The sequence below is a fragment of the Flavobacterium chungangensis genome (assembly GCF_042654045.1).
In the GTDB taxonomy this organism is placed as follows: Bacteria; Bacteroidota; Bacteroidia; order Flavobacteriales; family Flavobacteriaceae; genus Flavobacterium; species Flavobacterium chungangensis.
Window position 1 is genome coordinate 102,674 of record NZ_JBHSFY010000007.1, and the last position, 13,170, is coordinate 115,843.

Annotated in this window: 12 protein-coding genes and 1 tRNA gene; 2 read left to right on the top strand and 11 right to left on the bottom strand. The window is 33.4% G+C overall.

Going from position 1 to position 13,170, the window contains the following annotated elements:
• Positions 1–17: 17 nt before the first annotated feature.
• Positions 18–287: a hypothetical protein gene (locus tag ACFO3N_RS12970; RefSeq protein WP_379798332.1), complete on the bottom strand. Its 270-nt coding sequence runs from the start codon at positions 285–287 to the stop codon at positions 18–20.
• 473 nt (positions 288–760) lie between these two features.
• Between ACFO3N_RS12970 and dcm the strand changes: the two genes are divergently transcribed.
• On the top strand, positions 761–1,747 hold the full coding sequence (gene dcm, locus ACFO3N_RS12975; RefSeq protein ID WP_379798334.1) for a DNA (cytosine-5-)-methyltransferase: 987 nt from the start codon (positions 761–763) through the stop codon (positions 1,745–1,747).
• On the opposite strand, the gene ACFO3N_RS12980 is transcribed toward dcm, so the two are convergent.
• The 5 genes from ACFO3N_RS12980 to ACFO3N_RS13000 form a co-directional block, all read right to left on the bottom strand.
• Positions 1,744–2,163 (bottom strand): very short patch repair endonuclease, encoded by a 420-nt coding sequence (locus ACFO3N_RS12980; RefSeq protein WP_379798336.1) that lies wholly within the window; start codon positions 2,161–2,163, stop codon positions 1,744–1,746. The two genes, dcm and ACFO3N_RS12980, sit on opposite strands and share 4 nt — an antisense overlap.
• 156 nt (positions 2,164–2,319) lie before the next feature.
• Positions 2,320–2,393 (bottom strand) — tRNA-Ile (locus ACFO3N_RS12985).
• 147 nt (positions 2,394–2,540) lie between these two features.
• The gene (mce, locus tag ACFO3N_RS12990; RefSeq protein WP_095928359.1) at positions 2,541–2,945 is read right to left on the bottom strand and encodes a methylmalonyl-CoA epimerase; all 405 of its coding nucleotides are present in this window, start codon (positions 2,943–2,945) and stop codon (positions 2,541–2,543) included.
• Between the two features lie 10 nt (positions 2,946–2,955).
• Positions 2,956–5,316, bottom strand: coding sequence for a hypothetical protein (locus tag ACFO3N_RS12995; RefSeq protein WP_379798338.1), 2,361 nt, complete (start codon positions 5,314–5,316; stop codon positions 2,956–2,958).
• Positions 5,276–6,151: a hypothetical protein gene (locus ACFO3N_RS13000; RefSeq protein WP_379798340.1), complete on the bottom strand. Its 876-nt coding sequence runs from the start codon at positions 6,149–6,151 to the stop codon at positions 5,276–5,278. Before ACFO3N_RS13000 ends, ACFO3N_RS12995 begins: the two co-directional genes overlap by 41 nt.
• Before the next feature lie 293 nt (positions 6,152–6,444).
• Here ACFO3N_RS13000 and ACFO3N_RS13005 point away from each other — a divergent pair, with 293 nt between their 5' ends.
• Positions 6,445–8,133 carry an Ig-like domain-containing domain gene (locus ACFO3N_RS13005; protein WP_379798342.1) on the top strand — a complete coding sequence of 563 codons (1,689 nt, stop codon included), beginning with the start codon at positions 6,445–6,447 and terminating at the stop codon, positions 8,131–8,133.
• Here ACFO3N_RS13005 and ACFO3N_RS13010 read toward each other — a convergent pair.
• From ACFO3N_RS13010 to ACFO3N_RS13030, 5 genes are all read right to left on the bottom strand, one after another.
• On the bottom strand, positions 8,130–8,897 hold the full coding sequence (locus ACFO3N_RS13010; RefSeq protein WP_379798344.1) for a nitrilase family protein: 768 nt from the start codon (positions 8,895–8,897) through the stop codon (positions 8,130–8,132). The genes ACFO3N_RS13005 and ACFO3N_RS13010 overlap by 4 nt on opposite strands.
• Positions 8,898–8,934: 37 nt before the next feature.
• Positions 8,935–9,711, bottom strand: a complete 777-nt coding sequence (locus ACFO3N_RS13015) for a DeoR/GlpR family DNA-binding transcription regulator (protein WP_250834934.1) — start codon at positions 9,709–9,711, stop codon at positions 8,935–8,937.
• A gap of 269 nt (positions 9,712–9,980) precedes the next feature.
• A complete protein-coding gene (locus tag ACFO3N_RS13020; protein WP_095928369.1) occupies positions 9,981–10,727 on the bottom strand; it encodes a succinate dehydrogenase/fumarate reductase iron-sulfur subunit in 747 nt (248 codons plus the stop codon).
• 46 nt (positions 10,728–10,773) lie between these two features.
• Positions 10,774–11,148, bottom strand: a complete 375-nt coding sequence (locus tag ACFO3N_RS13025; RefSeq protein ID WP_035653142.1) for a four helix bundle protein — start codon at positions 11,146–11,148, stop codon at positions 10,774–10,776.
• A 21-nt stretch (positions 11,149–11,169) separates the two neighbouring features.
• Positions 11,170–13,170: a fumarate reductase/succinate dehydrogenase flavoprotein subunit gene (locus tag ACFO3N_RS13030; RefSeq protein ID WP_201999492.1), complete on the bottom strand. Its 2,001-nt coding sequence runs from the start codon at positions 13,168–13,170 to the stop codon at positions 11,170–11,172.

The window sequence follows — 13,170 nt, forward strand, 5'->3', positions numbered from 1 at the left end:
CACAAAAAAAGCTTCAATTAAATTGAAGCTTTTTTTATTTGATTTTTATATATTACAGTAGCACCTAAAGCTAAACCGCCTAATAGTAAAAAAACAATTTGCTGGTCTATTGGAAAATTTGCTTCAGGATTACAGCTAGGCAGATCCGGATCCTCACATTCAGCATTTGTTGTGTTCATACTTTTACCATTTGTTTCTGGTACTGGCGGATGCGCAGACCCTGCAGACATTAATAAAACATTTAATAATAAGGCAATTACTAAAAATGGGGCTTTTAGATTTTTCATAAATTCAAGCTATTGCAAACAGCAATTCTAGATAATTATTGATAAATATTCTTTAATAGAAATTTCGCACAAACGCATTTCCATCTCCAAAATCTTGGACAAAAGTATAAGTTTTTTACTCAAAACCAACTTTTAAAACCAAAAATCCAGAACAAATTTTAACATTTTTCTTAAAAATACCTCTAATCCGTTTCAGAAAACGTTCTAGAAGAAACAACGTTCATTTTCAGCACTATTCGCAAGACTTAAAAGGCTATAAGAATTTACTTATTTTAGTAGCGATAGTTTTTTGTTCTCTCAAAAAATGTCTTTTACCAAATATACGCCAAAAAAAGTAGTTTGGATTCAACTTAAATTACATTCAAGAGAATATTCTCAAATTAATATATTTGTAAAATCAAACACACATACAATCCAATTCTAAAAGATTTAAAACTTCAAATTCAAATCTATTTTTAATTTTAATTAATCAAATGAAAAAACCATATACAGTCGGAAGTTTATACGCAGGCGTTGGCGGTATTTGTTTAGGTTTTGAAAATGCAGGTTTTAAATTAGAGTGGGCAAATGAATTTGACAAAAAAGCCTGTGTTACATACAGAAACAATTTTGAGCACACTCTTATTGAAGGAGATGTAATGCAGCTCGACGTAAAAGACCTCAATAAAATTGACATTCTTACAGCTGGATTTCCATGCCAACCCTTTTCTCTAGCTGGGCACCGAAAAGGTTTTAAAGACAGCAGAGGAAATCATTTTTTTAAAATATTGGATTTTATTGATGAAATGCGTCCTAAAGTAGTGTTTCTTGAAAATGTCAAAAACCTAAAAGGCCATGATAAAGGAAACACAATGAAAGTAATTCAGCGCGAAATCAAAAAACGGGACTACACTTTTGACAGCGCTATCTTGAATACTAGAGATTTCGGAAATATTCCGCATAATCGTGAGCGAATTTTCATGGTTGCTTTTGACAAAAGATTTGTAAAAAAAGGATTTAAATTTAATTTCCCAGAGAAAGAAGAATTAACCAAAAAGGTAACTGACTTAATTACAAAAGAAAAAGTCGATAAAAAATTCTATTACACCGAAGACAAATACATGTACAACATGTTAAAGGAAGCCGTTGTGAGAGAAGATAGAATTTATCAATTTAGAAGGCAGTATGTGCGAGAAAACAAAAAAGAAGTCTGTCCAACTTTAACTGCAAATATGGGAACTGGCGGCCACAATGTTCCAATCATTACAACTGTATTTGGCTTTAGAAAATTAACACCAAGAGAATGTTTTCGTTTTCAAGGATTTCCAGATCACTATAAATTACCAAAAATTTCAAATTCCAGTCTTTACAAACAAGCTGGAAATTCTGTAAGCATGCCTGTTATAGAAAGGCTCGCCTCTGAAATATTCAAATGCATTGAGAAAGCAGAAGCTAGACAGTTAAAAGCTGAAAAAGTTTAAATACTTAAAAGCATAATTGTTCCTTCAATTTTTGCCAGACAAACTTCCAGATTTTTTTCAATCTCTTTACTCCAGAACCTTAAAATCGTCCAATTTTCAGAAATCAGGAAAGCATTGACCTCTTCGTCACGCTGTATGTTTCTTTCAATTTTCGGAATCCAATATTCTCGATTGGTTTTAATTCTTAGTTGCTCCGTTTCCCAATCTTTTCCGTGAAAAAACTCACTATCAACAAAAATGGCAATTTTATATTTGGCAAAAGTAAGATCAGGCCTTCCAAATACCTTTTTGTTGTTTTTTCGGTATCTGTGACCCAATTTCCACAAAGCTTTTGCAAGCCTTACTTCGCCTTTTGTAGCAGTGCTTTTTATCGCCTGCATAGTTTTCCTCCTCTGTTCGGGAGTTAATCTATCCATCTGAAGATTAAATTTGTTTGGACGGATAAAGTTAAGGCATTTTACAGAAATTGGCGTTTAAATAATACGGGACAAAATTTCAATTTTCACATTTCAAAAAACACTAAAAAACAAAAAAGCCTTTACATTTCTGCAAAGGCTTCTGTTCTAAAAGAGTGGTCCCACCTGGGCTCGAACCAGGGACCACCTGATTATGAGTCAGGTGCTCTAACCAGCTGAGCTATAGGACCGGTTTAGAGGATGCAATATTACTACTATTTTTCATTCACTCCAAATATTTTAAGACATCATTTTCAATTTAATTTTAAATCTTTCTCCGAATCTTAAAAACGAAATTGATTTTCAACATCTTATTCAAAAATTAAAATGACATTTTTTTATTTAATTTCTTGGCAAAGCTCCACCAAAACGCCATTTGTGTTCTTCGGATGCAGAAAAACAACCAATTTATTGTCTGCTCCTTTCTTCGGAACTTCATTAATCAAGACAAAACCTTCATTTTTCAAACGTGCAATTTCGGCTTCGATATCATCAACATCAAAAGCAATATGATGAATTCCTTCTCCTTTTTTCTCCAAAAATTTAGCAATAGGACTTTCGGGGTTTGTTGCTACCAAAAGTTCGATTTTATTATTTCCTGTCTGAAAAAAGGACGTTAACACTCCTTCGCTTTCTACTGCTTCCATTTTATAAGACGGAACACCCAGCATTTTTTCAAACAAAACATTAGCATCGTCCATATTTTTTACCGCAATCCCAATATGTTCTATTTTATTTACCATCTTTTCGAAATTATTGATTTACATATGTTCTAAAATAACCACATTCAGCAATTACATCCTGATAGTATTTCGTATCCGAATAGTCTTTTCTTAAAGCTTTGAACGAGTTCCAAGCGATAAAATTAACTTTATCATCTTGAATTTCCCAATAGCTGTTTATATTGTTATACTTTTTATTGTAATAATCATTTCGTTCGCATTTCGAAATCAGATACAAACATTTTGCTTTTTGTTCTTTATTCGAAGCTGCTTCAAAAGCTTTCTGATAATACATTTTAGAAACCGAATTATTCGTAATCATTTCTTTCATCGAATCTCTAAACGAATACGGACTTGATCCGTAACCCACAATACTCATTTCGTAAAAAGTTCTTCCGTTTCCAAAATGAGAAATATTATAAAATGCATTTCCTAACAAAAGGCTGTTGGTGTAAACATCTTCTTTCTGAGCCAATTTATCCTGCATTTCTTTTATAGTGGTCAAGAAATCCATAAAAGTATATTTTCTTTTCTGATACGCCGCGTGCTCGCAATCGTGGCAATCTTTTATATTTCCGTTAAACGGATTCCCTAAGAATTTAACATACTGAACAGAATCTGTTTGCTGCATAAAAGCAATCGCTTCTGGAATTTTGTTTTTGAAAGTAGACTGAACTGCTTGAAAATTATTAATGTCTTTCAATTTTAAACTATAAATTCCCGCCCCAATTTTTTCGATTTCAGATTTATTAGATTTTTCCAAAAAGCTTTTTATTGCCAGCAAATTCTTTTCATTGTCATAATATGCATTTCCATCATTCCAATAGCTATAGCGTGATTCTCCGTAAATCTCGGCCATAACCAAATTGCCTTGTTCTTTATACAAACGCGATAAATAGCTTCTGCTCCATGAAGAAGCATTTTGATAACGAAACGTGTCTCCTTTATAATTTTTAGGAAGTTCTGTGTATAGCCAATTTAAATCGGCTAGAATGGTTTTCTCATTTTTATCTGTCAGCTTATCAATCTTGCTTAAATTATTTACAAAACGCAATAAACGAAGCTGCATTCCCGCCAATTCTGTTTTCGGAAGTGTTTTTTCAGCTTTACTGTAATTTTTATCTGCATTGGCATAATCGCCTTTTAGCATTTGAAGATATCCAAGTGAAATATCCCATAAATAAGGCTTATCGGTATTTCCTGCAGCAGAAATTTTTGCAATTAAATCGACAGCGCTATTATCCACTTTCGTCTTATTTTCTGTTTTATTTTCAGCAACAGTTTGTGGTTTTGGTTTCTGATTTTCTCCTTGCCCGTCCGTCTGAAACGAATTGTTTATTTTTTGCTCTAGCGAATTAACCAATCTTGTTCCGAGATAATTTAAATGTTCGCTTTTAGGATCTAATTCGTAGATTTTTTCAATCGCCTGTTTTTCGTCTTTATAATATCCGTGAATTGCCCAAAGCGCCGCTTTTTCTTTATTATCTTTTGCCAACGCTAAAGCCTTTGTCCAATCTGATTCGTTTTTTGGTTTGAAGCTATACGCTGTAACCACTCTTAATTCTGGACATTTATCAAAAACCTGAGCGTATAAATAGTTAGAAGTCGCATATTTTTTTTGTTTATAATTAATTCCTGCAACATACGCTAAAGCGCGATAATACAAAGTATTTCTGGCAACAGAACTTTCTGTTTTATTAAAAAAATCAATTGCTTTTTGTTTGTCGTTACTATAAAAACGTGCTTTCATGGTCAAGAACCAATATCTGTTTTTCAAAAACGGATCTGATAAAGTATTGTATACATTTTCTATCGACTGAATCATTTTGGCATCGTTGAACGTTTTTGCCACAACGGGATCGTAGCTCCAATAATCATCTCCAATAGATACTGTTTCTATTTTTTGAGCCAAATACAGAAACTCAACAAAGTTTTTTACTTTCTCGTCTTTCAGATTCAGCTTTTTGCCCCATTTTTGCGTGCTTTTATTTTCTTTTTTCGTTTTATAATAAACATGCAAACCTTCAATTTCTTCTTTATTTTTGATGGTATTTTTGTCATCAGAATAATATCTAGGCTTTTCATCACCAATCAAAAAATAATTGACAGTTGTGGTATCAACTTTTCCTTTTAGATAATCTGCCCAATCTGATTTTATATTTTTATTAAAACGAGAATTATGCTGGGTATCAAAACCAATTCCGTAAAAAATACCACCAGATAAAAACAAAGGCGAATACGATTTATCGGCAAAAGTTTCTGGGGTAAAATTTGAATTATAAGATCCTAAATAATCCCAATCTCCATCTGCGCAGGCATATATAATTCCGAATGCAGAAAGCAAAACGGCACTAGAAGCAAGAAATAATCTGCTTAAAAGTATTTTTTTCATAAGTGTTTAAATTGAATTCGTCTAAATCGTAAAATATAATTTCGTTTGGCTTTTCTACAAGATTATCTTGCAAATCTTCTGCCATTTCTTTTAAATCTTTTGGTTTTATTTCTTCTATTTTCAAGAGATCGTTTTCTTCATAAAAAACACCATTTTTATAATTGGAATGTTTTACCCTGAAAAAAATCGGGCTTGTTTTTTCAAAATTGGAATCTTTCTCTAGTTCTCTACTACTCATTTTAGAACGAAGTCCGATCACTTTATTATTTCTAATATGAACTCCCCACGAATAAATTGGAAAAGCAAAATCTAAATGAAGCGGATATCTTTTTAAACTTTTAAGATATCGTTCTGCCACTTTCTTATCGTAAATAGAATTTAGAGAATCGGGCGCAATTGATCCCATATTATAATACATCAAAACTCCAGAATCAACATTCGGAATTTTTGTTTTTTTGAAATATTTCACCTGATGCAATCGAATGGTCGCTGAAAGTTTCTTCTTCGAAAATTTTTTAAAAACCTCTATAAATTTTAAATAATTCTCTTTGCTTTTTAAGGTCCAATCACAATCAATTTGAATTTCTTGACACGCGATTTTGTTTTTAGAATTGATTTGTTCTATAAAATCAAAGGTTTTTTGAGCCAGATCATTTACATCAAGATTAGGCTGAAGCATCACTTTGTTCTGAATAAAAACAACTGGAACAATAGCATAGTCTTTCGGATTTTCTTCAAAACGAACAGGACTGATAGGAATTGGAAAATTGGATTCTGGATGAATTCCAATGTCAAAATATCTTACATAAAGTTTCTGTACATTGTTTTCTTTCAATGCTTCTTTTTCCGTTTCAGAAAACTTGAAGATTGTTTTCCAGTAATAAAAGGAGATTACGGGCTTTTCACTTTTAGTGCATGACAACATTAAAAAGAGAAACAAAACTGGGAAAAATCGTTTGAACAAAACTTAGGAAAATTACATTTTAATTCAAAAGTAAGAAATTATAGCTTTTTAAACACTAAATTTTTTGAAGATTTCCAAAAGTCCCAAATCCTAATAAATGGATAAAAAATTTCAATTAAAGCAAATATAATCGTTATTTTGTGCAATCAAATTGAAAAACCGTTATGTTGAAAGACACCTTAAAATACATTGCATTTGTAATTCTAATATCGATGATAAGCTGCGCGAAAAGAGGCAGCATTACCGGCGGTTTAAAAGACACATTACCTCCTGTTTTGGTATCAAGTTTTCCTAAAAACTTTACAACCGATTTTAAAGGAAACACTATTACTTTAAATTTTGACGAATATGTCAAACTTAAAAACACAAACAAACAGCTTATTATTTCTCCACCATTAAAAAATGAGCCGTTAATTACGCCTACAAATGTCAGCAAATTTATAAAGATCGAACTTCGAGATACTTTACAGCCCAATACAACTTATAGTTTAAATTTTGGACAGGCAATTACAGACAACAATGAAGGAAACGCACTAAACCAGTTTAAATATGTGTTTTCGACTGGATCGCATATTGATTCGCTTAAACTGAACGGGAAAATTAAAGATGCGTATGGAAAGTATGTTGACAATTTTGTTTCTGTAATGCTATATGAAGTAAATGATAAATTTAAAGATTCTACCATTTACAAAGAGTTTCCGCGCTACATTACGAACACTTTGGACAGTATGCGAACTTTTCAGTTTGAAAATTTAAGAGAAGGAAAATATCTTTTGGTAGCCTTAAAAGATAAAGGTTCAAATAATAAATTTAATCCGAAAGATGATAAAATCGGATTTTTGAAAAGTTATATCACAATTCCGACAGATACGGTTTATGAGGTGGAACTATTTAAAGAAACATTGCCATTAAAAGCTTTCAAACCTATTCAGGCTTCAGGAAATCGTTTGTTTCTTCCTTATGAAGGAAAACAGGATTTCAAAAATTCAAAACCGAAAATTACACTTAAAAATGGTGACGAAGTTCTTGAAACTATCGTAACACAGTTTCCTAAAAAGGATTCGCTTCAAGTTTGGTACAAACCAATAAAAGCCGATTCGTTATCAATGGAAGTTGAAAAAGGAGATTATAAAAAAAGATTTTCGTTTAAGATTAAAGCCTTAAAAAAAGACACTTTAAATATTAAAGCGGTACAAAACGGTCAGATTAATTTTAGAGAACGTTTTACTTTGGAAACCGAAACTCCGTTGGTAAAATTTGACAAATCTAAAATCGCTTTGGTCAATAAAGATTCTGTTGCTGTTCCTTATACAACAGAATATGATGAATTTGAACAGAAATTATATTTCGATTTCCAAAAAGAACCATTGGATAAATATAATTTTACTTTCTTACCAGGTGCTTTGACCGACTTTTATGAAAAAACAAATGATACTTTATCTTATAAACTCAGCACTAAAGAACACGCCGATTACGGAAATCTGATATTGACTCTTAAAAATGTCAAACGTTTTCCTATAATTGTTGAATTGACCAATAAAAAAGGAGATGTAGTTTTAGCCGAAGGATATTCTGAAGGCGCAACTACTTTAGAATTCAATCTACTGCAACCTGATGTTTTTACTGTGCGCATTATTTATGACGACAATAAAAACAAACAATACGACACTGGTAATTTCTTAGAAAAGAAATACGCAGAAGAAGTATTTTATAATCAGGAAGAATTTGATGTGCGTGCCAATTGGGATCGGAACGAAACAATTGACTTGAGCATTCCTTTTAATCCAGAAGTCGAGAAGAAACAAGACGATAAAAAGAAAAAAGAAGCAGAAAAGAAACGAAAAGCCTTTTAAAACCTAATTTCAAACTGATCTCTATCGCTTAAAAAGTCTAATTTTTTACGCGTTTCATACATGGTGTTTTTGTCTAGTTCTACGGCAAAGACACCATTTTTTTCTTGTGGCTCTAAAATATAATTACCCAAAAAATCTATTGCTTGAGAATGACCAATATGTTCGTAATCGTGAGCATCGTTACCAGTTCTGTTTACCCCAACCACATACGAAAGATTTTCTATGGCACGCGCTTTTAGCAAAGCATCCCAAGCATTGGTGCGTACTTTTGGCCAATTGGCAACATACAAAATAAGGTCGTAGTTTTCTACATTACGTACAAAAACCGGAAATCTCAAATCGTAACAAACCTGCAGACATATTTTCCAATCTAGATAATCTATAATTACCTTCTTATTTCCGCAGGTGTACACTTTGTCTTCACCGGCGAGAGAAAAAGAATGTCTTTTATCGTAATACTGAAATTCGCCTGACGGAAAAACAAAAAACATTCTATTGTAGAATTTTTCGTTTTCTGTGATGACAACACTTCCTGTTACGGCAGCATTTTTTTGTTTTGCTTTCAATTTCATCCATTCAATCGTTTCTCCTTGCATGGTTTCAGCAACCTCAGGAGCATTCATTGTAAATCCGGTCGAAAACATTTCAGGAAGCACAATGAGATTTACTTCCGATTGAATTTCATCAATTTTCGAATCAAAATTTTCCCTGTTTTTACTGGCATCTTGCCAAAAAAGATCGGTTTGGATTAAAGCAATTTTCATCAGATTTTAGAGATAAGTAGAAAGATTGGTTTTGAAATTAAATTACAGTCAATTCAGGAAAATTCTCTTTGTATGACTTCAATTTTTCATGAGCCGGTTCTTCCTCGGTTATAACATAATTCAGTTCAGACAAACTAGCAATTTTCATTTTAAGAACTGTATTTAGTTTCTCCGTAATAGTTAAAACTGCCGTTTTTTTAGAAGCCTGAATCATTGCTTTTTTTACTTGAACAGTTTCCCAATCAGAATCTGAATAACCGCCATCTACGTCTAAAGCATTTGTCCCTAAAACTAAAAGATCTGCTTTTATATTGGCCAATTGATGAAAAGCTTCTCCGCTCACACACATCTGACTGTAAGAGGAAATGCTTCCGCCAATCATGATCGTTTTAATATTGGGTTTATCTAAAAGCTGAACCGCAGTTAAAGCCGTAATCGTAAAAACAGTTAAATTAAGATCGTTTGGAATTAACCGGATGAACTCTCGAATGGTAGTTCCGCCATCAACAATTAAAACCATTCCGTCATGAAGAAGGCCAACCGCTTTTTGTGCAATAACTTGTTTGGCTTCAACAGCATAAGTCTGGTTTGATGAAGAATAATGATATCCTTTGGTCATGGCGCCACCTTTTACTTTAATTAAAAGTGCGTCAGCATCAAGTTCATTAATATCACGACGAACAGTATCTTCGGAAACACCAAGTTTAGCCGAAAGAGTTTCAAAACTCACACGCGTGTGCAAATTGATCTCTTTTAGAATATGATTTTTACGTTCTTCTTTACTGTAATTTAAAACTTCATTTTCAGTGCTCATGCCAATTATTTTTTTCTTCTTACAAAAATAAACATTTCAACAAACAATTCATCGAAACAAAAAAACCAAATTAAAGCATTACATCAATTTAAAATAAAACAGAACCAGTTTACACCAAAAGCCTAAAATCATATATTTTAAACTCTCTTACACAACAAATCGAAGCTTTTAAGAGATATTGATTCAGTTTTAGATATTATGCTGTAAATAGAAACAAAAAACGCTTCCGTCGTAACGGAAGCGTTTTTTTAAATATACTAAATTGTGTATTATCCTTTCAAGCTTGCTGCTAAATACTCACGGTTCATACGTGCGATATTTTCAAGCGAAATTCCTTTTGGACATTCGATTTCACAAGCTCCTGTATTTGTACAGTTACCGAAACCTTCTAAATCCATTTGGTGAACCATGTGTAAAACACGATCTGTTGCTTCAACTTTACCTTGTGGCAATAATGCATATTGAGAAACTTTTGCAGAAACGAATAACATTGCTGAAGAGTTTTTACAAGTTGCAACACAAGCTCCACAACCAATACAAGCAGCAGCATCAAATGATTTGTCTGCATCATCTTTGTTAACTGGAATAGTATTCGCGTCGATTGTATTACCTGAAGTATTTACAGAGATAAATCCTCCTGCGTGCTGAATTCTGTCAAAAGAACTTCTGTCAACCACTAAATCTTTAATTACAGGGAAAGCTTTTGCTCTAAATGGTTCGATAAAAATCGTATCGCCATCTTTAAACATACGCATGTGCAACTGACAAGTTGTAACTCCTCTGTCTGGTCCGTGTGCTTCTCCGTTGATGAATAAAGAACACATTCCGCAGATTCCCTCACGACAATCGTGGTCAAATGCAACTGGTTCTTCTCCTTTATTGATTAAACCTTCGTTAAGAACGTCTAACATTTCAAGGAAAGACATGTCTGGTTCGATTCCATCGATAGGATATTCTACAATCCCTCCTTTATCTTGAGCGTTTTTTTGACGCCATATTTTTAATGTAAGTTTCATAATTTTGTTATGGGTTATAAGTTAAGAGTTAAACGTCATAGGGTTACTACTCCATTTTAGTCCTAGCTAAATAATTTATATATCCATTTAATATTGCTTTGGTTCTTTCGAACCTTTCTCTAAATTTTTGCAACAAATCTTCTTCAATATAATTCTCATCTAAAGCAGTAATTACTTGATTTAAAGATTCAGTTAATGAACCTCGGGCAATTCTGCAGAATTGAATATTTTCTTGATAATGATATCTTCCAAACCCTTCGGCAATATTATCACTAACAGATCTAGAAGATCGTTTAAGCTGACTAGTTAAGGCATATTTTTCGTCAATTGGAAATTTCGAAAGAATATTTTGAGAAACAAAGATTCTTAATTCACGTGCTGCTTTCCAGCACTCTAAATCTTCGAACGACTTTAGACTCATAACCCTTAACTCTTAACTTTTTTATTTATAACTTCTTTGAACTAATTTAATGTTTTCGTAGTTAAGAGGTTCTTTGTGTAATACTGCATCACTTGGTTTTCCTTTGTATTCCCAAGCTGCAACATATGCAAAGTTTTCGTCATCACGAAGTGCTTCTCCTTCTTCTGTTTGGTATTCCTCACGGAAGTGACCTCCACAAGATTCGTTACGGTGTAAAGCATCTTTCGCGAACAATTCTCCTAACTCTAAGAAATCGGCAACACGAGTTGCTTTTTCTAATTCCTGATTAAATTCGTAAGCGCCTCCAGGAACTTTTACATCTTTATAAAACTCTTCACGTAAAGCAGCAATTTCTTCGATAGCTTCAGTTAAACCTTTAGCGTTACGAGCCATACCTACTTTATTCCACATAATTTTTCCAAGTTTTTTATGGAAATAATCTACAGAATGTTTACCGTTGTTATTGATAAATTTATTGATTTGATCTACAACCGCTTTTTCAGCTTCAACAAATTCTGGTAAATCTGTAGAAATTTCACCCATTTTAATATCTGGAGCCAAATAATCTCCGATAGTATAAGGCAATACGAAATATCCATCAGCTAAACCTTGCATTAAAGCAGAAGCTCCAAGTCTGTTTGCTCCGTGGTCAGAGAAGTTAGATTCTCCAATTGAGAAACATCCAGGAATTGTAGTCATTAAGTTATAATCAACCCAAGTTCCACCCATTGTGTAGTGAACTGCTGGGTAAATCATCATTGGTGTTGTATAAGGATCCTCATCAACGATTTTGTAATACATCTGGAATAAGTTTCCGTATTTACTTTTCACGATTGCAGCTCCTAATTTAGTTACCAAAGCAGCATCTTTATCATCTAAACCTTTTACATAAGCATCTTCAGTTCCGTAACGTTTAATAGCTGCTGCGAAATCTAAGTAAACCGCTTCTCCAGTTTTGTTAACTCCAAAACCAGCATCACATCTTTCTTTAGCTGCACGAGACGCAACGTCACGAGGTACTAAGTTACCAAAAGCAGGATATCTTCTTTCTAAGAAATAATCTCTTTCGTCTTCAGATAAATCTGTTGCTTTTTTCTTTCCTTCACGGATAGCTTTTGCATCTTCCAAGTTTTTTGGTACCCAAATACGACCATCATTACGTAAAGACTCAGACATCAAAGTCAATTTAGACTGGTGATCTCCTGAAACTGGAATACATGTTGGGTGAATTTGTGTATAACAAGGATTTGCAAAAAACGCTCCTTTTTTATGAATTTTCCAAGCTGCTGTTGCGTTACTTCCCATAGCATTTGTTGAAAGGAAAAATACGTTTCCGTATCCTCCAGAACCAACTACTACCGCGTGAGCAGAATGTCTTTCTATTTTTCCTGTAATTAAGTCACGAGCGATAATACCTCTCGCTTTTCCGTTCACGATTACAATGTCTAGCATTTCGTGACGGTTGTACATTTTAATTTTTCCACGACCAATTTGACGGTTCATTGCAGAATAAGCTCCTAACAATAATTGCTGTCCAGTTTGTCCTTGTGCATAAAATGTACGAGAAACCAAAGTTCCTCCAAAAGAACGGTTATCCAAAAGTCCGCCATATTCACGAGCCAATGGCACCCCTTGAGCCACACATTGGTCAATAATATTACCAGAAACTTCAGCCAAACGATAAACGTTTGCCTCACGAGCACGGTAATCACCACCTTTTACAGTATCGTAAAACAATCTGTAAATCGAGTCACCGTCACCTTTATAGTTTTTTGCAGCGTTGATACCCCCTTGTGCTGCAATAGAGTGCGCACGACGTGGAGAATCTTGGAAGCAAAATGCTTTTACGTTATATCCTAACTCAGCCAAAGTAGCCGCAGCCGAACCTCCAGCTAAACCTGTACCAACTACAATAATATCAAGATTACGTTTGTTAGCAGGGTTTACTAAATTAATATGATCTTTATAATTTGTCCATTTGTCCGCTATAGGACCATTTGGAATTTTTGAATCTAATGCCAT

What these genes read in the sequence shown, in the direction of transcription:
- dcm (WP_379798334.1), top strand. Translation starts at nt 761, where the DNA reads ATGAAAAAACCATATACAGTCGGAAGTTTATACGCAGGCGTTGGCGGT.
- mce (WP_095928359.1), bottom strand. Translation starts at nt 2,945, where the DNA reads ATGGTAAATAAAATAGAACATATTGGGATTGCGGTAAAAAATATGGAC.
- ACFO3N_RS13030 (WP_201999492.1), bottom strand. Translation starts at nt 13,170, where the DNA reads ATGGCATTAGATTCAAAAATTCCAAATGGTCCTATAGCGGACAAATGG.
- ACFO3N_RS13025 (WP_035653142.1), bottom strand. Translation starts at nt 11,148, where the DNA reads ATGAGTCTAAAGTCGTTCGAAGATTTAGAGTGCTGGAAAGCAGCACGT.
- ACFO3N_RS12995 (WP_379798338.1), bottom strand. Translation starts at nt 5,316, where the DNA reads ATGAAAAAAATACTTTTAAGCAGATTATTTCTTGCTTCTAGTGCCGTT.
- ACFO3N_RS12980 (WP_379798336.1), bottom strand. Translation starts at nt 2,163, where the DNA reads ATGGATAGATTAACTCCCGAACAGAGGAGGAAAACTATGCAGGCGATA.
- ACFO3N_RS13015 (WP_250834934.1), bottom strand. Translation starts at nt 9,711, where the DNA reads ATGAGCACTGAAAATGAAGTTTTAAATTACAGTAAAGAAGAACGTAAA.
- ACFO3N_RS13010 (WP_379798344.1), bottom strand. Translation starts at nt 8,897, where the DNA reads ATGAAAATTGCTTTAATCCAAACCGATCTTTTTTGGCAAGATGCCAGT.
- ACFO3N_RS13005 (WP_379798342.1), top strand. Translation starts at nt 6,445, where the DNA reads ATGTTGAAAGACACCTTAAAATACATTGCATTTGTAATTCTAATATCG.
- ACFO3N_RS13020 (WP_095928369.1), bottom strand. Translation starts at nt 10,727, where the DNA reads ATGAAACTTACATTAAAAATATGGCGTCAAAAAAACGCTCAAGATAAA.
- ACFO3N_RS12970 (WP_379798332.1), bottom strand. Translation starts at nt 287, where the DNA reads ATGAAAAATCTAAAAGCCCCATTTTTAGTAATTGCCTTATTATTAAAT.